The following is a 24,441-nucleotide window of genomic DNA, read 5'->3' as shown; positions in this document are numbered from 1 at the left end:
GCGGCAGGCCGCTGTCGGTGACGGTCAGCACGATGTCGTGCGGACCGACGTCGTCGGCGGTGGGCGTCCAGGTCAGCAGCGTTTGGCCGTACTGCACCTGCTGGCTGAACTGCGCACCCTGCGGCAGGCCGCTTGCGCTCAGGTGCAGCGCATCCTGGTCGGCGTCGCTGATCGCGATGGGCAGGCTGATCGGCTGGCCGGCCACCGCTACGATTTGCTGCGGCAGGTTGAACACCGGCGGCTCGGTGACGGCGCGCGCGGTGACCACGAAGCTGACGGCCTGCGCCATCACGCGATTCGGATCGCCATTGCCGTTGTCGTGCGCGGCGACGGTGATGGTGTAGTCGCCGCGGTCGTTGTCGCCCGGGGCCAGGTGGATGGTGCCCGTCACGTGGCCGTTGCCGCTGGACGGATTCTGGGTGTAGGTGGCGAAGCGCGGCAGGCCGTTGATCGCCACGGTGATCGGGTCGCCGTCGACGTCGACGATGTCCACCGGAATGTCCAGCGAGCCGCCCTTGTCGATGGTGGCGTTGGCGATCGGGGCGATCACCGGGGCGCGGTTGGTGTTGGCCACCACGATCGGGATCACCACCTGGGCGACCGCCGGCGTGCCGGTGCCGTCGCCGTTGTCGGTGGCGATTACCGTGACCTGATAGCTGCCGCTCTGGTCGTAGCCTGGCGTCCAGTTGATCTGCAGCGTATCCGGGTCGAAGGTGGCGCCGCGCGGCAGCCCCAGCACTTGGTAGCTCACGCTGGCGGGCGCGGCGGAGCCCTGGTCCGCGGACTGGCCGTCGTCGCCCAGGCGCGCCTTCGGCAGGAAGCCCGGGTTATCGGGATCGAACGCGAACACGCTGATGCTGAGCGGCTGGCCTTCGAGGATGTTCCAGGCGTCGCCCAGGTTGCCGTCGAAGCGCGGCGCGCCGTTCGCATTGAGCACGTTCAAGTGCAGCGTCTGCTGCACCGAGGTGACGGTCTGCTCGCCGCTGGGCAGGTCGTAGGTGGCGGTCAGCACCACCAGCACGTCGTAGTTGCCGTGCTGGTTGTAGTCCGGCGTCCAGCTCAGCCAGCCGGTGTCGCGATTGAGCGTCATCCCGGCCGGCAGGTTGGGTGCGCTGTAGCTCAGCGTCGCGCTGGTGCCGTCGGCCAGCTGCAGGCCGCCGGGCAGGTTGCCGGGCAGCTGCAGTCCGAAGCTGTCGCCCTCGCGCAGCACCTGGTTCGCCACGGCGCCGAGCACCGGCGCGGTCCAGGCCTGGTTGACGACGATGTCGAAGCCTTCGCTGCTGGTGAGCCTGCCGTCGCTGGCGCGGACGATCACGTGATACGTGCCGGCCTGGTTGTACGACGGCGTCCAGTTGAGCGTGCCGTTGCGCGCATCGAACGAAGCGCCCGGTGGCAGGTTGCTGATGCTGAAGGTGAGCGCGTCGCCGTCGGCGTCCGCGGCGATCAGCGGGAGCGTCAGCGACTGGCCTTCGCTCAGGCTCACCGTGTCCTGCGGTGCGAGTACCGGGGCGCGGTTGCCGCCGGTGACCGGCAGGTGGAAGGTGCGCAGGGCGACGCCGCCGCGGCTGTCCTGCACGCGCAGCACCACCAGGTTGTCGGCGGAGGCGCCGATGCCCGGCGTCCAGTTCAGCGTGGCCGTCGAGCGGTAGACGCCGTCGGCGCCGGCGCTGTAGCCGTCGGGCGGCGTCATCGTCAGGCCGGCAGGGCCTTGCACCAGCTGCCAGAAGAACGAGGTGCCGTCGCTGTCGCTGGCTTCGATCTGCGCGCTCCACGGCTGGCCGATGATGGCCGGCTGGAAGGTATCGGTGGAGGGATCCGGTACCAGGCCGGACGGATCGCCCACGTTGTCGCCCGCATCGTCGCCGGTGTCTCCGGCCGGATCGGCGGCGACGACCACTCCGCTGCTGGAGATCGCCATGCTGGGCGGCAGATTCGCCTGCGGCACCGCATACACGCCATGCCCCAGGTTGAACTTCGCCAGGTCCGCCAGGCCGCCGCCGAAGTGGCTGGCCGGCACCACGCTGATGGTCTGGTTGGCGAGCGTGGCGCCGACCGCCAGCTTGCCGCCGAGCGCCTGCAGCGCGCTGGTCAGATCCAGCACCCACAGGTCGGACTGATCGCCCGTGCCCTGCGTCGCGCCACCGATGTTCATGCCGAAATACGCACCCGGATCGAGCAGCAGCATCAGCGGCCCGTGCAGGTCGTCGGTACCGATGTTCTTGAGGCTGACGTCGTAGCTGACCGCGCCGGTGCTCTGGTCGGAGCGTGTGTTGCTGAAGGTGAGCTGCACCTGCGTGCTCATGTCCAGCAGCGCGGTGAAGCCGCTGACGGTGTCCTGCCCGATGCGCAGCTGTGCGGAGCTGCGCAGATTGCCGCTGATGGTGAGCTGCCAGTGGCCGGCGGGCAGGCCGGAGACATCGAGGTAAGCCGTGTGCGTGGCGGCATCCCAGCGCACGCTGTGCGGCGTGACGGTGGTGGCGCCGATCAGCTGGAAGTTGTCCGCATCGAGCACGCTCGACGCGTCGCTCAGCGCCGACTGCGCATCCGTGCCCAGCCACATGTCCTGGTCGAACTGCACCGCGATCTGCCCCACCGGCAGCGGGATCAGCGCGCCGTCCGGCACGCTGGTGGCCAGCACCTTCGGCGCGCGCGCCGGGGCGATCTCGTCGATGTGGTGCGTTTCGGCGACCAGGATGCGGCCGTCGGCGGTGGTGAGGATCGCCTCGCCCTGGGTGCCGCCGCCGGCCAGCTGCAGCACGCGGCGGGTGGCCAGTTCGATGGTCCACACCGAGGAGCCGCTGGTGGCGTCGGCTACGCCGGCCACCTGCACGTGCTGCGGCAGCGCGCCGGAAGCGACCAGCATGCCGTCGAGCAGCGAGCCGGGTGCGCCGAAGGCGATGCTGTCGACCACGCCCTTGATGCGGTATTCGAGCTCGGCGCGGCCGAGCGTGATGCCGCTCATCGGGAAGCTGACGATGTCGGTCGTGCCGTTGGGGTCCGCCGCGGTGATGTCGCTGCCGGTCCAGCGCACGCCCCACAGGCGGCCGTCCGGACCGAAGGCGAGGTCGCCGACGCGAGTGTTGCTGAAGTGCTGCCAGGCCTTGTTCGGGTCGGTCTGGTTCGGGTGGAACACCTCGATGCCGGCGCCGTCGGAGACGTAGATGTCGCCGGTGCCGGGCTGGATCGCCAGCGCATGCGTCAGCGGCTGCTGGCTGGGGCCCTGCATGCGGCGCACGATGGCGCCGCTGCCGGCGTCCACCTGCAGCAGTTCGTTGCCGGTCATCACCCACAGCTGGCCGTACGCGTCCACCGCCATGTCGAGCACGGGCTGGTCGAGCACGAACAGCGGCGTGGTGCCGTGGCCGCCGTCCTTGCCGTAGCGGTACACCTCGTTGCGCTGCTGGCCGGCGCTGACCAGGATCGACTGATCCGGCAATTGCACCATGGCCATCGCGCCGATGTCGGCCGCGCCGGTGGCGAAGCCGTCGGCGAAACCGCGCACGGCGAACGGCGCCAGCACGTTCTTCAGATCGCCGGCATTCACGCCGGCCACCGCGCCCGGCAGCATCTGCGTGGCCTGCTGGAACAGCGGGTTGGCCGGGTAGTCGCGGTCCTGCGGCGCCTGCGGCACCTGCGCGGTCTGGTCCACGCCCGGGGTGACGCCCAGGCCGTCGAGCACCTGCTGGCGCGCGCCGTCGTCCGGCAGCACCGCATTGCTGACCGAAGCCGCCTCGCGGTTGCCGGCCAGATCCGTGGCCACGGCAAGGAACTCGTAGTGGTTGCCGGCTTCGCCGGTGAACACCGCTTCGTTCGTGCCCGCGGCGACCTGGCGCTGCCAGATCTTGAAGTCGCCGCCGTTGGTGGCGACGTAGACCGTGACGAAGCGGATGCCGCTGGCGTCGTCCTGCGCGTTCCACTTCACGTCGTAGGTCGGCGCACCCTGGGCGTTGTTGCCTAGCGAGGTGACGGCGACCGTGGTGCTGGGCGCCTTGGCGTCCAGCGTGACGTTGAGCGTGGCGCTGTCGATGGGCGGCGTGTCGTCGAAGAACACGCGCGCCTGCATGGCGATCTTCGCGCCGGAAGCCGCACCCGGCGCGGCGGCCACGGTGAAGCTGACGAAGCCGCCGGCGTTGCTGCCGGCGAGCAGGCCGCGGCTGGCGTCCTGCATCGCTTCGCCGGTGATCGGATCGATCGCCTGCAGCAGCCAGGTGGCGATGCCGGTTTCGGCGTCGACGCCCGCGCTGACGCGCAGGATGTAGCCCTTGCTGCCGGTGAAGTCGAAGTCGCCCTGGAAGTTGGCGCGGTCGGCGGGAATGTGGATGTTGATGTCGCCGATCTTCAGGTCGCCCAGGCGCACCGAGCGCGGATCGAGGTCCGCATCCAGCGGCGACACGATGCGGATCTGGCCCACGCCCTGGCCGGTCGGATTGCTGAAGGCGAAGGTATACGGCAGCGGCGTGCCCGCGGGCACGTACACGCTGCCATCGGCGGCCACGGCCTGGCCCTGTGGACCCTGCACGCTGATCGCCGCATTGGTGGCGCCGGCCTGCTGCGCAACCAACTGCAGGTACTGGGTGAGGTTGAGGCTCTTGCCCGGCAGCGGATTGAACTTGTCGTCGAGCAGGCCCTGCGCGCGCAGGTATTCCAGCTCGGCCTGGCTGCCGACGAAGATCTGGAAGTTCTCGAACTGCAGCGTACGGCCGGCGTGCTGGTCGTAGTCGGCCGGATCGGCCAGCGCGGGCACCGGCACTTCGATCTCGTCGCCGTCGTCGTCGGTGCGCGTTTCGTAGTGGTCGATCGGCCCCTTGGCAGCATTCGGATCGCCGGCATAGGTGGACGTATCGCCGTACCACTGCTGCACCTTGGCGAAGAAGCCGAGGAGGTCCGCCTGGGTGCGGTAGCTGTCGCCGCCCTTGGACATCAGAATGCCGGCGGCGAGCGTGGCGTTGAGGCTGACCACCTGCGGATTGGTGGTGATCGGCGGCGCCTGGTCGGCCGGCAGCAGCATGCCGGCGCTTTCCAGCGCGGCCAGCCAGCCGTTCACCCACTGCGAGGCGTTGGCGGCGAGCGTGGCCAGGTTGCTCGGCGCGCCGGGGTCGGCCAGCACGGCGGTGCGCAGCTTCAGTGCGTACGCGGTCTGCTCGGCGATGAACTCGTCGCGGGTGAGCGCGGTGGCGGCGGCCACCACGTTCAGCTGGAACGACTCGGACAGCGCTTCGATCTTGTAGATGATGTCTTCGGGGTCGGTGGACAGGAAGCGCGCGGTCAGCCCTTGCGAAATCTTGTCCAGCCCGCTGACGCCGGCATCGAGGATGCCCTGCGCCTTCCAGTCCGGATGGGTGGCGTACAGCGCGTCGCGCAGGCCGGCGAAGTCGCGGTTGATCCAGGCGGTGAGGCCCGGATAGGTCTGCAGGCGGAAGCTCATGCCGACGAAGCCGTGCGCGGCCACGTCGAAGGCATAGCCCGGCGCCAGGTTATAGCCGGCGGTGTTGAGCGTGCCGTCCAGCGCAGCCCACGGGATATCCGTGCGCGGCAGGGTGGAGCCGGTCTGGCCGTAGGCCTGGTTGTTGGCGGGCGAGCCGCTGACGTTGCCGAACGGCGAGCCGCCGACGTTGGAGCCGAAGATCGCGTAGGGCAGGTTGAGGCCGTCGAGCAGGTACTGGTTGTAGCCCATCTCCACCGCGCCGACGTCGAAGCGCACGTACGGGGTGTCGACGTTGGTCAGGCTCTGCAGCGAGACCGAGTAGGTCGCACCGTCGCCCGGGTTGAGATTGCGCGGGCCGCCGATGCCGATGGTGACGTCGTCCTCGATGCCGCGTTCGACCCGATAGCGGTTCGCTTCGGTCACGCTCTGGCCATTGGGATTGATCACGCTGACGTCGTACAGGCCCAGCGGGAAGTTGCGCGTGTCGAAGATGGCGCGGATATGCGTGGCGTCCAGCACCTGCCAGCGGTCCGGTTCGGCCTCATAGACGCCTGGACGGCTGAGTTTCACCAGCGCGCCGGCCTGGAAGGCCGAGCCGTAGATGTCCAGCGTCACCCAGCGGTGGTCGTCGTCGCTGACGCCGCCGTTGTCGGGCGTGATCCTGGTGATCGACAGCGGCAGCAGGTCGGCGCGCAGGGTCGCCGGCACCGCGTTGCCGCTGCGCGAGCGCACCAGGATGTAGTAATCGCCGGCCAGGGTGCTGGGGATCAGCGCCTGCTGGTCGGGCGCGGACGGATTGCTGTAGGCCGCGTCGTAGGCGTAGGTGGTCGGGATGTCGCCATAGCGGATGTACAGCTCGTTGTCGCCGCTGGCGGCCATCGCGTCGAGCATCACGCGCAGGGTCTGGCCGGCCGCGACGGTCACCTTGTACAGCTGCACGTCGCCGCTGGACAGCGTGGTCTGCAGCGGGCTGGCGATGGCCAGCGGCGGCACCTGGGTCTGGATGGTGGCGGCCGAGGCGGTGAGGTTGTTGGCCTCGCCCGGCGCCATCACCAGGCCGTTCGGGCCGTAGCTGATGCCGCCTTCGTAGACCTCGTTGTACAGGTCCGGACGCACGATGATGCGCCAGTGGCCGTCCTTCAGCGGCGGCAGCTGCGCGGTGAGCTTGCCGCTGTAGCTGGCGCCGCCGGCCAGGTCGCCGCTGTGCGTGACCTTGCCCAGCAGGATGTCGTCCAGGCCCCACACGTTGTCCATCGACAGATAGATCGCGTCGGTCCACTGGCCGTAGGCCGGATTGGTGGAGTCGTTGACGATGGTGTAGTTGACGGTGACGGTGTCGCCCACCTGCGCCTGCGGCGGCACGGTCACGTCGGTGACCTTCAGGTCCGCCGGCGGCGGCGTCTGCACCAGCATCGGCTGCGGCGCGGCGGTGGCGTTGTTCTGGTCGTTGCCGAATTCCAGCACCTGGCCGTACGGGCCGGCGCCGAATGCGCGCGCCGGATCGGTGATCACGAACACGTAGTACGGGCCGTCCAGGTCGCGCGGCGCGGTCACCGAGAAGTGGCCGTCGTAGCCGCCGCCCGCGGCGAGGCCGCCGCTATGGCCGAGATAGCCGAGATAGCGGTCCTGGTTGACGTCCAGGAAGCGGTCGCGCGAGAGATAGATCAGGTCGTTCCACTGGCCCTGGTCGCTGGGCGTGTCGCCGCCGGCGTTGGTCACGTGGTAGTCGACGCTGAAGCTCTGCCCGGCCACCACCGAGGCCGGCGCGCTGACCAGGCTCACCTGCAGGTCCGGCGGCGTGGCCAGGGTGATCGGCAGCGCGATCGAGGAAACGTTGTTGCCCTCGTTCTGGAACTCCAGCACGGCGCCCGGGCCGTTGCCGGTGACCACGTCCAGGCCGTCGCGGATCGAGCTGGGCTCGCTGTAGTACCAGTCCTTGGTAGTGGCGGTGTCGGTCTTGACGATGACGTTGTAGTTGCCGCTGATCGACTGCGGCAGGTGGAACGTGGCCGACATCGTGTACGACTCGCCCGGCTGCAGGAAGCGCGGCTTGCCGTTGGCGTCGAGCAGGGAAACCGGCTGCACGCGGCCCGGGTTGCTGTACAGCGAGCCTTCCACCAGCGGGTAGTCGGTGGGATCGAGCGAGCTGTCGTTGGACAGGTACACGCCGTCGTTCCAGCTGCTCACGCGGGTGGCGCGATTGCCGCGGTTGGTCACCACCCAGGTGACGGTGATCTGGTCGCCGGACTTCGGCGCCGGGTTGGAGACCTGGATGCTGTCGATCTGCAGGTCGGCTTCGCGATAGGTGATGTCCAGCGGGCTGCTGCCCACGTTGTTGTTGTTGGCGCTGCCTTCGTAGACCGAGCTGGCGTAGAGGTTGAGCCCCCAGGTGTTTTCGCCGCCGCCGAGCAGTTCGTCGGCGGCGCGCGGCGGCAGGCCGGAGCTGTCCGGACGCGCGCTGTCGGTGATGACGTAGATGTAGTAGCGCCCGTTGGTGCCCGGCGGCAGCGCCACGTTGGCCGTGGTGGTGTAGCTGGCGCCGGCGGCCAGGCCGTTGGTGTTCTGGTGTTCGAACTTGCCCAGGGCGATCGCGCGGCTGGGGATGAAGGTCGGGTCGGTACTGATGAAGACCGAGTCCTGCCAGCTGACGGTGCCCGGCCATACGGACTGGCCGAAGTTGGTGACGGTCCAGCTGATCGGGGTCAGCTCGCCGGAGTAGTTCTGCGGCTGCACCTGCACCGCGGTCACCTGCAGGTCGGCCGGGTGCGGAATCACCGCCGCGGCGAAAGGCGTGGCGTTGTTGGCTTCGTTGAGTTCGCGCACCTGGCTGAGCGCATCGGTCTTGACGATGATGTAGCTGCCGACGATGTCCGGCGCCAGCTGCACGGTCTGGTTGACCGTGTACTTCTCGCCGTTGTTGAGCGTGCGGCTCTGCGTGTAGCTGCCGATGGTCCAGATGCGGGTGGCCTTGCTCAGGTCCGCGTTGTCGGCCACGTAGATGGTGTCGGTCCAGCCGCCGGTGAACAGGTCGCCCTGGTTCTGCACGGTGTAGCTGAAGCTGACCGGGCTGCCGGCGTCGATGCTGGCCGGCGCGTTGACCTGGGTCACCACCAGGTCGGGCGGGGTGATGCCCAGCACGCTGATCGGGCGGCCCTTGTAGTCGTTGTTGTCGATCTGGGTGGCGTCGTCCTGGTTGATGTTGGACGCCAGCGTGTCTTCCAGGATGGTGCCGTAGGTGTTGGTCCAGACGGTGATGTAGTACTGGCCGCTGAGCGTGCCATCCGGGATGGCGACCTGCATGTCGCCGAGATAATCCTCGCCCACGGCGAGATTGCCGGTGTGCACCATCGAGCCCAGCAGCACGTCGCCCTTGTTGGCGCCCGGACGCTTGGGATCCTTGGCCAGCCACACGGTGTCGGTCCAGCTGTTGACGTCGGCGGTAAGGCCGCGCGTGGTGGCGCTGCCGAGGTTGCTGACCTTGTAGCGCACGTCGATGGTGCCGCCGTGCACGGCCTGGTCCGGCGCGGTCACGCCGCTGGTGACCAGGTCGGAGAACGGCACCGGGTCGATGTAGAAATGCACCGCCTTGGCGTTGTTGCCGTCGCTGGGGTACTCGTCGACGTTGTTGTCGGCGTCGGCCACCACGATCAGGTAGGCATCGCCCGGGAAGCGGATCGGGATGCTGATGCTGCCGGTGATGTTGGAATAGCTCTGGGTCGGCGCCAGCGCGCTGCCGTTGTCGAAGGTGCCGACCAGCTGGTCGTCGCCGCTGAGCGTGCCGTCGTGCGACAGGTAGACCTTGTCGCGCCAGTGACCGCTGGCGGGCACCGTGCCCAGGTTGGTGACGGTGTACTGGATGCCGACGGTGGTGCCGGCGGTGACGTGGTCGGGAATGCTGACCGCGCCCACCTGCAGGTCCGGACGCGGCTGCAGCGCGATGGGGGTCGGGTTGCTGGCCAGCAGCACGTCGTTGCCGGCGGCCGCGCCGTACTCGTAGACCTGCGCGCCGGCACCGCCGAAGTTGGCATTGGTGGTGATCTGCAGGCGGTACAGCCCTTCGATCTTCGCCGGCAGGCGGATCTGCTCGGTGCGCTTGTAGTTTTCGCCGGCCTTGAGCGGGCGGTCGTAGGTGTAGCTGCCGAGCACGATGGCCGCGCCGGTGCCGCTGGCGGGCACCAGCTTGACGGTGTCGGTCCACGGGCCGACCGCATCGGCCTGGCCCTGGTTGCTCACCGTCCAGGTCACGTCGGCCAGGCTGCCTTCGAGCAGGCTGGTGCCGTCCGCGGCAAGGCTGTCGGGCGAGGACGGGGCGATGCCGGCGGAGTTGACGATCAGGTCGGGCGAGGGCGCCAGCGTGACCGGCACGGCCGCGCTGTGGCCGGTGTCGTTGTCGCCGTAGATGAACTCGAACGGCCCGCCGGTGCGCACATTGACGTAGTAATTGCCCTGGATGCCGTTGGGCAGGGTGACGGTGATGCTGCGCGTGTAGCTGTCGTTCACCGCCAGCTGGCCGATATGGCTGGCGCTGCCGAACTGCGCGATCACGCCGGTGCCGTCCGGGTTGGCGCTGAGCCACACCTGGTCCGACCACTCCGAGCTGTCGGTGATGCCGATGCCCTGGTTGCTCACCGTCCAGGTCAGGGTCAGCGGCTGGCCGCTGACCGGGGTGCCCTGGGTGGAAACGGAGTTCACCTGCAGATCGGCGTACGGCTTGGGCATCACGTCGACGTTGTGGCCGAGCAGGGCCGTGTCGTTGGCGGTGTTGCCGTTCTCGAACACCTGGTGCGTGGCGTCGGTCACCACGAACAGCTTGTAGCGGCCGGTGGTGCCCGGCGGCAGCATCACGCTGAGCGCGCCGTTGTAGCTGGCGCCCGCGGCGAGCGCGCCGTTGTGCGCGACTTCGCCGATCACGCGGTCGTCGCCGTTGCCGAGCACGCCGTCGGTGGACAGGATCACCCGGTCCACCCACTGCGACGTGCTGCCCGCGCCGGTGCCGTTGTTGCTGACCGTCCAGCTCACGTCGATGGTGGCCGGGTCGGCGATCAGCGTGGACGGCGCCTGCACGGCGCTCACCGCAAGGTCGGCATAGGGCGCCAATTGCACGGTGAGGTCCTGCTGTGCGGTGTTGTTGGCGCGGCTGTGGTCGTCGATGGCGCTGGCGGCGTCGGTGACCACCACGATCTCGTAGTCGCCATTGGCATCCAGCGGCAGCTGGATATCGGCCGCGGCGTCGTAGCTGCCGCCGGTGGCGAGCGGGCCGCTGTGCGCCAGCTCGGCGACCTGGGTCAGCGTGCCGTTGTGCGACAGGTAGACGCGGTCGAGCCAGTTGCCGCTGGCGTTGCCGCCGTTGTTGGTCACCGTCCACTGCACGTGCAGGTTGCTGCCGGACAGCACCAGGGTGGGGCCGCTGACCTTGCTGACCGAGAGATCCGGACGCGCCACCACCACCGGCGTGGCGGCGGAGGCGCTGTTGTCGTTCTCGCCGTCGCGCTCGTACACCGTGTTGTCGGTGTCGGTGCGCACCACGAAGGTGTAGGTGCCCTCGGTGAAGCCGGCGGGCAGGCTGAAGGCGATGCTGCGCGCCGTACTGGCACCGGCGGCGAGGCCGCCGGTGAAGAACTGGTTGGCCACTTCGATCTGGTGGCCCTGGCCGTCGTCCAGATATACGCGGTCGCGCCACACGCCGGTGGCGTCGCCGGTGCCGGTGTTGTGCGCGGTATAGCTCAGGCTCACCGCATCGCCCGGACGCACCGCGGCCGGGCCGCTGACGTCGCTGACGGTGAGGTTGGCCGAAGGCGCCATGGTGATGTGCAGCGGCACCGTGGTGGCGCCGGCGTTGTTGCCGGTGTGGCCGTTCTCGGTGACGGTGTTGTTGAGGTTGGTGGTGACCAGGATGTAGTAGTCGCCCACCAGGTCGCGCGGCAGGGTCAGCGTCGCGGTGGCGGTATAGGTGGCGCCGCCGTTGGCGAGCACGCCCGCATGCGTGACCGAGCCGGCCAGCACGATGTCGTCGGCCGAGGGCACGCCGGTGCGCGACAGCACCACTCGGTCGTTCCACAGTGCCAGGTTGGTGGGCGCATTGCCGGTGTTGGACACCGTCCAGCTCACCTGCACGTTCTCGCCGCTGATCGCGGTAGCGGGCGCGCTCACCGACACCACGCCGAGATCGGCGTACGCCGCGGCTACCGTGATCGGCTTGGCCACGCTGGCGTTGTTGCCGCGCGTATCCGGTTCCAGCACTTCGCCCTGGCTGTCGGCGCGCACGGCCAGGTAATAGTGGCCGTCGTTGAGCAGGGGCAGGTTGAGGGTGGCGCTCTGCGTATAGCTGCCGCCCACCGCCAGTGCGCCGTTGCGGCGCACCGTGCCGATCACGATGTCGTCGGCATTGCCGATGATGGCGTCGGAGCTCAGCACGATCTCGTCGGACCAGGCATCGCCGGTCGGCGCCTGGCCGTGGTTGGCCACGGTCCAGCTGATCGTCACCGGCTGGCCGCCGATCGCGTTCGGCGGCGTGGCGATGCTGTCCACGCGCAGATCCGCGTACGGCACGGCGGCGGAGACCACCGCGGTGGCGGCGCTGTTGTTGCTCTCGGCGTCGTGGGTGAGATTGGTTTCGTAGAGCACGCCCACGCCGGCCGCGTTCTGGTCGGCGGTGACGGTGATGCTTAAGTTGCCGGTGCCCTTGAGGCCATCCGGCAGGCGGAAGGTGAAGCTGCGCAGGCGATGCTCGCCGGGGCCGATCGGGCCGTTGACCTGGCCGTTGACCAGCGCGGTTGGGTCGTACACCAGGCTGGTGTCGAGCACGCTCATGCCGTTGTCGACGCGGCTGACCGTGATGCGGTCGTTGAACGCGGTGCCGGTGGCGCTGGCGCCCTGGTTCCAGTCTTCCCAGGTAATGGTGACCAGGCCGCCGGCCTGGACGGTGGTGCTGACCACCTGCAGGTTCTGCACCTGCAGGTCGGGGCCGACCGCCTGGTCGATCTCGGCGACGTTGTTGCTCTCGCCGGTGCCATTGGCATTGGCCTCGGGAATCTCGCCCAGGCTGTCGGCGATCACGCGGATGGCGAAGTTGCCGGAGGCATCCACGCCGGTCGGCCAGGTGAAGCTGGCCGTGCGCTGGCGCGTGGCGCCGGCGGCGAGCGGGCCGTTGTCGAGCAGGTCGCGCAGGGTGACGGTGGCCACCACCTTGCCGGTGGACAGGTTGCGCACCTCCAGCGTTTCGCTCCACGGCTGCGCCACGGCGACGTTGCCCTGGTTGCCGACGCTCCAGCTCACGTTGACGCTCTGGCCCGGCTGGAAGGCGCTCGACGGCTGCAGGCTGAGATCCTGCACGGTGAGGTCGGCATACGGCGACAGCTGCACCGTGGCGGTGATGCTGGCGGCGTTGTTGCTTTCCGCGTTGCCGGCGCTGTTGCTCTCCTTGACCACGTTGTCCGCGTCGGTGAGCACGGTGATGCTGATGGTGCCGGCGGCGTAGGAGCCGTCCGGCAGGCGGATCTGCTGGTGGCGCGTGCGCGCATCGCCCACGCCGATCGGGCCGTTGGCCGCGTCGGAGGCGTCGTACGGCACGCTGATGTCGGCCAGGATCACGCCGGTGGCGACGTTGCGGATGACGATGCGGTCGTTCCAGTTGCCGCTGGCCGGCAGCACGCCCTGGTTGGCGACCACCCATTGCACGTCGACGGTCTGGCCGGTCTGCAGCGTGCCGGCGGGCGACACGTTCACCGAGGTGACGGTGAGGTCGGGCGCCGGGGTGACGACGAGCGTGTCCAGCACGGTGACCGGCGTGTCGGGCACGCGCACCACGTTGAACGAAACGTTCGGCGTGACATTGCCGCCGCTGTTGTAGCTGGAGTTGGCCAGCACCAGGGTATAGCGGCCGCCGACCAGCAGGTGGCCCAGGTCGATGCCGCTGCCGTTGAACTGGTAGGTGTAGTTGCTGCCGTTCCAGCTGCCGTAATCGTTGCCCATGCTCTGCTGGTAGAACACGGTGCGGCCCTGCGGATCGAGCAGGGTCCAGGTCGGCACGTAGCCGCTGCTGGTGGCGCTCAGGCCCGGCAGCGCGTCGAGGAAGTAATGCGCGCCGGCCTCCACGTCGAAGCTGTACAGCTGCAGGCCGCCGGCGGTGTCCATGGTGGTGCTGACCGGCGTGCCGGGCGTCACCGCCGTGGCGTGCGCGGCGTCGAGCATGCGGAAACTGAAGGGGTTGGCGCTGCTGTTGTTGCTCCACACCGTCAGCAGGTAGTCGCCGGCGGCGAGCAGGCCGTTGAAGTCGTAGCTGTAGTTGTACGAGTAGGTGTAGCCCATCTGCTGGTAGAACACCTGCGAGCCGCTGGCGCTCGTCAGCTTCCAGTAGGCGCCGTTGGGCAGGTTGAGGGCGTCGAACGCCACTACCGAGTCGTGGTCAAGGTGCACCGTGTACTGCAGCGGCACGCCGGAGGCCGGCGCGGTGCCGCTGACGGCGGTGTTGGGCTGCAGCGCGGTATAGCCGGCCTTGATGGCGAAGCTGTAGTTGACCGAGCTCCACGGCACGTAGCCGGGGTTGTCGATCACCAGGTAGTAGTTGCCCGCCGCCAGCGGCAGCGCGCCGCTCTGGTAGTACATCGAACCGTAGGCGACCTCGCTGCCATAGGGCGAGACCAGGTGCCAGTTCAGATAGCTCTGCTGGCCGGTGGTGTTGATCGGGTCGAACCAGAACTCGCTGGCCTGGGCCAGGTTGAGCTGGAACACCTGCGGGCCGTTGCTCGGCGTATAGGTGCCGGTGGTCAGCACGTCCGGCAGCAGCGCGGGCACGGTGGACAGGTCCAGCGCGTTGAAGTTGATCCAGCGCGTGCCGGCATTGCCGTTGAGATCGACGAAGCGGAAGGTGTAGAGGCCCGCGCCCGGCAGGATCACCGCGCGGTTGGCGCTGTGCGGATCGAAGGAATAGAGCAGGGTGCCCTGGCCGTCGTAGACGTCCATGCGTACGTTCTGTTCGGACGGCATGGTGACCAGGAGCGACGTGCTCTGGCTGGCCTGCAGCTGATAAGCCAGGCTGCCGTTCTGCAGCAGGCCCTGCACGGCGCCGCCCACCGGCAGCGCCGGCAGCAGGTGCGAGGTGGTGAGGGTGAAGCTGTAGTTCTGCGCGGCGGCGCTGCCGTCGTCCTGGGTCTCGCGCACCAGGTAATAGCTGCCGGTGCGCGGCAGGTTGGCGATGCTGCCGGCGCCCTGCACCTGCTGCAGGTAGTGGCCGAACTCGTCGTACAGCGTCCAGCTGAAGTTGTCGCTGCTGTCCAGGGTGACGGTGTCGCCGCTGTTGGCGTCGAAGCGGAACAGCTCCGCATTGCCGGCGACGGTGTCGCCGGTGGTGGCAGCGCCTTTCGTCAGCGCGGTGGCGGTGCCCAGGTCCAGCAGGCGCAGGCGCGCGTTGTCGAAGCCGTACGGCATGCTGTCGATGACCAGCTGGTAGTCGCCGCCTTCCAGCTCGAAGGCGGCGTCGGGCTGGGCGGCGTCGTCCTGGCTGTCGAGCAGCGTCTGGCCGTGCCGCGCGATGTGCCAGTTGAGGTAGCCGTCGTAGTTGAGATAGCCCAGGTCCAGCAGCAGGTGGGTGGCGCGGTCGAGGTGGAAGCTGTACGTGGCCGGGCCGGTGGGGCGCAGCACGTCGCCGAGCTGCACCCGCACGTGGCTCAGCTCGAACTGGAACGCCACCGGCGCGGTGCCGCTGCCGGCATCGGCCTGGTAGAGCAGCACGTAGCGGCCGTTCGCATTCAGCGCCACGTCGGTGGCGCTGGTGAGGTCGCCGCTGGCGGCGATGCTGCCGTTCGGGTCGAGCAGGATCCACTGGCCGCTGAGCGTGCCGTGGTCGAGCGACGCCACGTGCAAGGTGTCGCCCGCGTTGCCGTCGAACGCGTAGGCCTTGGCCTGGCCCGGGGCGATGCTGTCGTTGAGCGGTGCATCGAGCGGCAGCGGCGCCGCGACGGCGGCGTCGAGCAGCGCCAGCGACAGGTGGCTGGCATCGGCGCCCTTGGCGCGCAGGGTCAGGCGGTAGCTGCCGGCGGCGAGGGTGATGCCTTGCACCGCGGCATTGCCGGGCATCCAGCTGCCCCAGCCGAGGTAGTTCTCGTTCTGGGTGAGCTGCCAGTCGTAGCCGGCGCCGGTGTTGGCGAGCGCGTCGAGCAGCAGGCGCGTGGGCGCCGCGACGTTGAGGTCGTAATAGACCGTGTCGGACGTACCTTGGGTGTCGACCTGCAAAGTGTCGCCGAGCTGCGCCGTGCCGTTGGCGGCCGGCTGCGTGCTATCCAGCGCGAAGCCGTAGCTGGCCGGACCGGCGGCATCGCCGGTGGCCGACCACACCAGGTAATAGGTGCCGCTGCTGGCGAAGGCCGGCAGCGCGTCGTTGCTGGAGGAGCTGTCGCTCCACACGTTCTGGCCCTGCGCGTCGAAGATCTCCCACGCGCCGTCGCCGCTGCTGCCGGCCTGCGGCACGAAGTGCAGGCGCTGTCCGGCCTGCGCCTGGAAGGCGTAGGTCTGCAGCTGGCCGGGGTTGAGCGTCACGGTGGCCGGCGTATCCAGCGGCAGTGCGATGGCGTCGGCGAAGCTCTGGAACATCAGCGTGTAGCTGGCGTCGCCAGGGTTGGCGCCTTCGCTCATCGCCGCGGCGAAGGATTCGCCGCCGCCACCGCCGTTGCCACGGCTGGTGACGGGGATGACGTAGTGGCCCTTGCTCAGGAACAGCGTGTAGTAGCCGTTGCTGTTGAGCTGGTAGTTGCGGCCCGGCAGCTGGAATTCGGCGGAGACGCCGTCGCTGTAGCTGGGCATCCACAGGCTGATCACCTGGTCGTGGTCCAGGTCGATGCTGTACAGCTTCACGCCGCCTTCGGCCGGCAGCGTATCCGCCAGGCGCTGGCCCGACAGCAGCGGCGTGGGCGCCGCGATGCGCAGCGCGGTGGCCGTGTTGTCGTTCAAATAGGTGTTGGTGAGCGCGGCGTACCAGGTGCCGTCGCTGTCGGCGTGCACCACGTAGTAGCCGGTGTTGTCGTTGAACCAGTACGAGCCTTGCGCGTTGAGGCTGGCGTCGTAGAGCTGCACCTGGCTGCCGGGCGCGCCGGTGACGTAGTAGTCCTGTCCGGCCTTGACCTTGAAGCCGTACAGGCCGAGCACCGCCGGCGCCGCGAGTGCGCCGTCGGCGACGGTGGCCTGGGCTTGCGTGGCGACGCTGAAGTCGAGATCCGCCGAGCCGTCCAGCGAGGCGTCGATCTCCAGCGTGTAGTCGCCCGCCGCCAGCCGCTCGGGCTGCATGAAGTTGCCTTCGTAGCCGGGGAAGTTGCCGGACAGCACCTGGCCGTTGGCATCGAGCAGGCGCCACTGGATGCCCCAGCTGGTGGCCCAGCCGTTGACCGAGACCAGCGCGGCCTGGTCCAGCGTGAAGGTGTAGGCGCGCGCGTCGTTGTTGGTCAGCGTGACGCTGCTGGCCTGGCCCAGCGTGAGCGGCGCGGTGGGCAGCACCGGCGGATCGATATGGCCGGTGAGCGTGTTGCCGGCGGTGATCGTCAGCGGACCGTTGGCATGGGACAGCACCAGCGCATAGTTGCCGGTGGCCGACAGATCGAGGCTGAGCTGGGCGAGGCCGGTGCCGACCCAGCCCGAGGAGATGACGCTGCCATCCGGCGCGAACAGGTACCACAGCGCCTGCGGCGAACCGATGCTGGTGCTGCTGGCCTGCAGCGACAGGCCGATGCTGTCGCCCGCATGGCCGGTGAAATGCCACACCTGCGCGCCGGAGGTGTCGGCCAGGTCGGCGCTGGCGGTGGTGCCGGGCGACAGGTCCGCCGCGGTATCCACATCGATCAGGCGGAAGCTGGGCGACGAGCTGCTGTCGGTGCCGACCGGGCCGTAGCTGTACATGCGCAGCGTGTAAGTGCCCTTCGGCAACTGCAGCAGCGTGGTCTGGCCGTTCGACAGGTAGACGGTGCCGTTGCTCCACATCTGGCCGGTGGCGTCGACGACGTCGAAATAGATCGCTTGGTTGGGCAGATTGGCAGCTACCGCGATGAAGCGGCCTGGCGCGTCCAGGCTGAAGCTGTAGCCGGCGTGGTAGTTGCCTGCCTCGTCCAGCACGATCGGCTGGTCGGCGCCGGGCGTCAGCGCGTACACCGGTACTGCAACCGGTGCACCCTTGACCGTATAGGGAATCGGATCCGTGCCGCCGACGGTGTCGGGGTAGGCGAGCAGGGTGTAGGTGCCGGAGGACAGCTGCTGGCGATGGAAGCCGCTGCTGCCGGAGGTGACCGCGTAGCCGTTTTCGTCGTAGAGCACCCACTCGACGCCGACAGCCTCGTCGCCGCCGGCGACGCCGAAGTCGTAGGCGGACTGGCCGTCGCTGGTGAAGGTGTAGGCCGCGGTGGTGTGGCTGGCGTCGAACTGCGCCTGCGCGCTGCCGGCGCCATCGAGCGACGGCGCCTGCGACAGGTCGGTCAGCGCGAAGGCGTAGCTCTCGCCGCTCCAGTTGCCGGTGACGCGGATGTCGTAGTCGCCCGGCGGAAGGAAATAGCGGTCGCCCTGGACCTGCGCGTCGTAGGGGTAACCGTTGTAGTAGATGCTGTACTGGATGTTGCCGCCGTCGACCAGCCGGCTCAGCAGGAGGTTGGTGGCGTGATCGAGGCTGAGGCGGTAACCCTGTGGGTTGTCCGGATTGCCGCTCAGCGTGCCGTTGACGTACTGGCCCGGCTGGATCTGCGGCAGCGTGGCGGCGCTCTGCGCCAGTGTGTAGGCGACGTCCGCGCCCTCCGGATCCTGGCCCTTCAGCACCAGCACGTAGTCGCCGCCGGGCAGGGTGGCCAGGTCGGTGTCGCTGCCGTCGACGGCCTGCGCGATCAGGTTGCCGTAGGTGTCGAACAGGCTCCAGCGCAGCGACGAGGCGTCGGCCACGCCGAACGCCAGGTGCAGTGCGCTGGGCGCGGCCAGCGTGAAGCGATAGGCCACGGCGGCCGCGCCGCCGGCGATGCTGCCCGGCACGCCGCCGGCCGGCAGCGCCGGCGCGTCGGACAGATCGAGCAGCTGCAGGGCGTAATGCGCGCCCGGACTGTCGCTGCGGATCCACAGCTCGTAGCTGCCGCCGGTGAGCTGCTGCAGCGAGGGCGCGCTGTTTTCCACATCCAGCGAACCCGGATTGTTGTTCTGCAGCCACGCCAGCGCAGGCTCGCCGCCGATCGGCGTCAGGCCCCACTGGATGTCGCCGTCGGAACCGAGGTTGTGCAGCAGCACGCGCATGTCGTGGTCGAGCGTGATGCGGTAGACCGCGAAGCCGGTGACCGGATCGGTGCTGCCGGCGAGGCTGTCGCCGGGCTGCGCGGCCGGCGGCGCCACGGCGTCGACGTGCAGCGCGAACGCGGCATCCGTATTGCCGGTGCGCGCGAGCAGCAGGCGGTAGGAGCCGGTGCCCAGCACAGGCGTATCCACCGCGGTGCCGGCCGCGCCATCGGCGACCAGGTTGCCGCCCAGGTCGTACAGCGACCAGGCCAGCGAGCTGTCGCCGCTGGCGTCCAGCGCGATATGCAGCGCGCCGGAGCCGTTCGCTTCGTAGCGGTAGACCACGGCCGCCTGGCCGGCGGCAAGCTGGCCGCTGCTGGTGCCCGTGGGCAAGGCAGCTGCGGCGGCGGTGTCGACGGTCTGGAACGCGTAGCTGGCCTGGTCCGCGGTGGCGGCGATGGTCAGCACGTAGTCGCCGGCATAGGGCAGCGCGGCGTAGGCGCTGGCGTCCTCGTCGGACCACGGGTTCTCGCTGGAAGCGCCGGCCGGCGTCAGGCGCCAGTGCACGCCGTGCGAACCGAGGTCGCGCAGCAGGTTGGCGATGGCAAGGGTCTGCGCGTAGCCGATCGTCACCCGGTAGCTTGCGCTGTCGCCGACGAAGTTGAAGCTGCCATTGACCGAACCGCCCCAGGCCAGCGGCGGCGCCGGCGGCGCCTGCGTTTCGCTGGAGGTCACCGTGTAGTCGGCGGCGGCGCCATCGATCACCAGATAGCGCTGCGTGCCGGCGGCGACGCTCTGCGCGATCGCGGTGGCGGCGAGCGCGCCGCTGCCGGAAGCGACCAGCCGGCCGCCGGCGTCGTACACGCGGATGCTGGCGCCGCTGCCCTGCGCGGTGCTCACCGCGAGCTGGATCGCCGACTGGTCCACGCCCGCGGTGAGGCGGTAGACCAGGGCGTGGCTGTCGGCAGCGCTGACGCTGGACGAACCGATGGCGAGATCGGTCGCGCTGGCGAAGTCGACGATACGCACGCCGTAGGCACCGAGCTGCGACGCATCGTCGGCGAGCACTTCCAGCGTGTAGGTGCCCGGGCCGAGCAGGCAGGCGGATGCCGTGCCGGTGTGGCCGGTCTGCACCAGGCTGCCGTCGGCGGCGCGGATGTTCCAGCGCTGGCCGGCGTCGCCGAAGCCATCGACCAGCACGGTGGTCGGCGCGGCGATGGCGAAGGCATAGCTGTCCGGCACGCCGGCCACGCTGCTGTGGCCTTGCACGTCGGTGCCGAGCGTGAGACTGGCATGCGCAGGCGTGGTCAGCGCGGCGCTGTAGCCGATGTCGGTTTCGGCGCCATCGCCATTACCGCTCAGCTGCAGCTGGTAGCGGCCGTCGTGCGGCAGCTTGAACAGCAGGTCCTGGCCGGCGGCCACGTTGCCGAAGTTCAGCACCACGTTGCCGCTGGCATCGAGCACGCGCGCGGATGCGCCGCTGCCGGTGATGCTGTCGAAGTGGAACGTGAGGTAATCGCCGGCCGCACCTTGCACGGCGTACAGCACGCTGCTGCCGGACGGTGCGATGCGCGCCGTCTGCGCCGCGCCCAGGCTGAGTGCCGCCGTGCTGTTGAAGTCGAACAGGTTGAAGGCGAAGGCGCCGGTGGCCGCGCCATTGGGGATGACGGTGAGCCGGTAGTTGCCCGCGGCGGCCAGCTGCAGCAGCAGGTCGCCGCTGCCGTCCATTGCCGCGCTGTTGACCACGCTGCCGAGCGGGCCTTGCAGCTGCCAGCTCAGGTCGCTGCGGTGGGCCAGGCTCTGGAACAGCACCGCGCCCGGCGCGCCGAGCGCGAAGTCGTATGCGTAGCGCTGGCCTGGCGTGGCGATGGCGGCCGTGGCCGGCGTGCCCGGCACCAGCGGCTGCACCGTGGTGACGACGTGGCGCAGCACGAAGTTCACCGCGGCGTCGGTGCTGGCGTTCCATGCGTTCTGCCAGCTGAGCACATAGCTGCCGGCGGCGAGGTGGAACGGCGTGGCGTTGTCGTAGTTGCTGTTGCCGCTGGCGATCACCTGGCCTTGCGCGTTCTGCACCTGCCACTGTTCGGAGTTGCCGTCCTGCGGCCCTTCCAGGCGGAAGTCGCCGTCGGCGGCCACGTCGAAGCGGTACGGCGCCGGCAGCCCGGCGGCCGGCAGCGTGGCGGTGGTCGGCGTGTCGGCCGCCAGCGCGGGCATGGCGGCCTGGTTGAGCAGGCTGAAATGGAAATTGCCGGTGGAGAGGTCGCCATAGGCCACGGTCAGCACATAAGTGCCGGCGGGCAGGTCGAGCAGGTTCTGGCTCGAATAGCTGAAATCGCGCTGCGACACTTCCGGGCCGCGCGGGCCGGTGAGGCTCCAGCGCAGGTAGGAGCCGTTGTTGACCGGCGTGTTCATCAGCACCGAGGTCGGCGCGTCCAGGGTGAAGCTATACTGGATGCTCTGGCCGGGCTGGGTGATCGCGCCGGCGGTATCGGCGCCCAGCGTGAGCGCGGCGTTCTGCGCGCTGCGCAGGCCCAGGGTGAAGTTCAGCGGCTGCGACTTCGGCGCGCTGTTGCCCACATAGGGCGAGACCACCAGCAGATACTCGCCGGTATAGGTCGCGGCGATGTCGGCGTTGTCGTAGCCGTTGTAGATCGAGCCCGACGCGATGACGGCGCCGCCCGGCGCCAGGATGCGCCAGTCGGCATTGTTGGTCTGCGCGCTGGGGTCGCTCTGCAGGTAGAAGTGGTCGCCCGCGCTGGCGTTGAAGCGGAAGAGCTGCGTCTGGTCGGTGACCAGGGTGGTCTGCACCGGCGTGCCGGGCTGCAGCTCCTGCGCGATGCCGCGGTCGAGCACGCGGAAGGACAGGTCGGTGGGCGTGTCGTTGCTGCTGCGGAACAGCAGCGTGTACTGCCCCGGCGGCAGCAGCTGCATGGTGCCCTGGTCGTAGCTGGCCCATTGCCAGCCGACGATGGTGCCGGCGGTGGAGCGCAGCATCCATTGCAGGTTGGACGGATTGCCGTTGGCGCCGGCGAGGAAGTCCGGCACCACGGTCTGCGCATGGTCCAGGGTGAAGCTGTACTGCGCGATCGACTGGCGGCCGGCCAGCGTGGCGTGGGCGACGTCGTTGAACGACAGCGGCGTGGTGCTGGTGTCCGTCGCGCTGAGGGTGAAGGTGTCGCGGTCGGTGGCGTAGCTGTCGTAGTAGTAGCCCAGGTCCAGCAGCGTGTAGGTGCCGTCCGCCGGAACGCGGAACAGCGTGCCGATGTTGTCGCCGGACTGCGCCGGCAGCACCTGTCCCTGCGGGCCGACCAGGCGCCAGGTCGGGCTGTAGCCGGAGATGTAGTCGGTGTTGAGCAGCAGGGTCTGCCCGGTGCTGGCCTGCACGCGGTAGCCCGCGGCGGCGCTGCCCGGCGAACGCTGGGCGATGGTCTGCTGGCCCAGCTGCAGGTTCGGCAGGGTGGACAGGTCGACCGCGCTGAAGGCGTAGGCGCCGGCGCTGTAGCCGCTGGACGGCGCGCCCTGCAGGGTCAGCGCATAGTCGCCGGCGGGCAGGGTGAGGATCTGGTCGCCGCTGGAAACCCAGGTATTGAATTCGGTGCCGCGCGGACCTTGCAGGTTCCAGTAGGTGTTGCCGGACTGCTGCGCGTCCAGCAGCAGCTGGGTGGTGGCGCCGAGCGTGAAGCGATAGGTCTGCGTGCTGTTCCACGCCGCCAAGGTGCCGGCGGTGACGCTGCCGAGCGTGAGCGGATCGCCTGCCGGCAGCGGCGCCGGGGCGGTGTTGCCGGTGTTGTCCAGGCGAGCCTGGAAATTCACCGGCGCGGTGTTGCCGGCATAGCCTTCGATCAGCAGCGTGTAGCTGCCCGCATTGGCCAGGCTCACCGCCGCGCTGTCGCCGGACAGATTGCCGGTGCCGATGGTGCGGCCGAACATGTCGACGATCCGCCACACCGCGCTGCCGCCGGTGGCGCTGGCCGCATGCACGGCGACGCTGTCGCCCGCCGCGGCGGTGAACTGGTACGCGCTGCTGCTGTTGCCCGGCGACAGCGTGCCGGACAGCGGCGCGCCCTGCGCCAGCGCCGCGGCGGTGGACAGGTCCAGCAGGTTGAATGCGAACGCACCGGTGGCATCGCCGGAACCCTGCACGGTGAGCGTGTAGTCGCCCGCCGGCAGCGCCAGTACGTTCTGCCCCGAGTTGCCGTCGGAGGAATTCAGCGAGCGGCTGTTGACTTCCTGGCCGCGCGGGCCGGCCAGCGACCACAGCATGTCGCCGCGGCTGGACAGCGCATCGAAGGCCAGCTGCGTGGCCGCGGCCAGATGGAAGGAGTACACCGCCGACTGGCCGGCCAGCGGGATCGAGCCGTTCACCGCGGTGCCGATGCTCAGCGCGGAAGTGAGATCCGGCACCTGGTTGAGCTGGAAGTTGTAGCCGATGGCCGCGGTGGGCGAGTTGTAGATATAGCCGTCCAGCATCAGCCAGTAGGTGCCGGTCGAGGCCACGGTGAACGGCGCCGTGCCCGAACCCAGATAGCTGCTCTGCACCGGGTTGCCGTAGGCATCGAGCAGCCGCCAGTAGACCGTGCCGCCGGTGGGCGACTGGCTGCCGAGGTACAGCTTCTGGCCCTGGGTCAGCGCCACCTTGTAGATGGTCGAGCCGGTGGGCTGGTCCAGCGTGCCGCTGATCGGCGTGTTGACGGCCAGCGTGTGCGCGGAGGCATCGGTGAGCATGCGGAAGGCATAGCTGCCCGCCTGGCCGTTGTAGCCGCGCACCGCCAGCGTGTAGGTGCCCGCCGACAGTTCGAAGGCGTTGCTGGTTTCGGACTGGTTATGCGGCGCGACGATGTCGCCGTTGGGGCCGCTCAGGCCCCAGTTGAAATTGTTGCTCAGCGCGTCGAACGCCATCTGGGTGTCGGCGTTGAGCGTGAAGCTGTAGTAGTTGGTCTGGCCGGGCTGGGTTACCGCGGTGGTGACCTGGTCCAGCGTCAGCGGCAGCTGCGGATTCACCACGGGGTTGAGCGTGAAGCTGTAGCTCACCGGCGCGGTGTTGTACGAGGCGCCTTCCACCAGCAGCAGGTATTCGCCGCTGCTGGGCACGCTGAAGGTGTCCGGGTCGCTGCCGATGCTGTAGTGCGGGCCGACCTGGCGGCCGTACGGATCGATCAGGCGCCAGTAGGCGGAGCCGCCGCTGACGCTGTTGCTCTTGAAGAAGAACTGCTGGCCGGCGCTGGCGTCGAAGCGGTAGACGCTGGTCTCGTTGCCCTGCACCAGGGTGTCGGACACGGCCGTGCCGGGCGTGAGATTGGCGGCCGCGGTGGCGTCCACGATGCGCATGGCGTAGCTGCCGGTGGCATCGGCGGAGCCCGCCACGGTCAGCGTATAGGTGCCGCTGCCGAGGTCGAACGCCGGCATGCTGCTGCTGTTGCCGTCGTCGGAGAACTGGCGGCCGTTGACCACGGTGCCGTTCGGGCCGGTCAGCGTCCAGTTGAGATCCGAGCGGTTGGTCAGGCTGTCGAAGACGACGCGCTTGGTGTCCTGCACGGTGAACTGGTACTGCTTCTGCTGGCCGGGCGCATCGAGCGCGCCGTTGATCGACAGCGCGGCGGGATTGACGTCGCCGGACAGCAGCACGCGCGGTTCCAGCGCTTCGAAGCGGATGGCCGGTGTGTTCGAAGCAGGTGCGGTGTCGATCGCTTCCGCGGCGGAGGTTTCGTTGAGCTTGCCGTTGCTGTTGCCGTGCGACTGTTCCATGTTGCCCTCTTGGCAGGCCCTGCCGCGCATGCGCGGTGGCCGAT

Annotated in this window: 1 protein-coding gene (only partly in view); it reads right to left on the bottom strand. The window is 69.2% G+C overall.

Annotated elements, in window-relative coordinates:
• Positions 1-24,397 carry the 5' portion of an Ig-like domain-containing protein gene (locus FHW85_RS14245; RefSeq protein WP_168648677.1) on the bottom strand. 14,015 nt of this gene lie to the left of the window's left edge, so 24,397 of the gene's 38,412 nt are visible here — the first part of the coding sequence; its start codon is at positions 24,395-24,397; its stop codon lies off the left edge, out of view.
• Positions 24,398-24,441: the final 44 nt, after the last annotated feature.

It is taken from the genome of Dyella sp. SG609, from assembly GCF_012275375.1.
In the GTDB taxonomy this organism is placed as follows: Bacteria; Pseudomonadota; Gammaproteobacteria; order Xanthomonadales; family Rhodanobacteraceae; genus Dyella_D; species Dyella_D marensis.
This window is presented reverse-complemented; position numbering and strand designations above follow the sequence as displayed.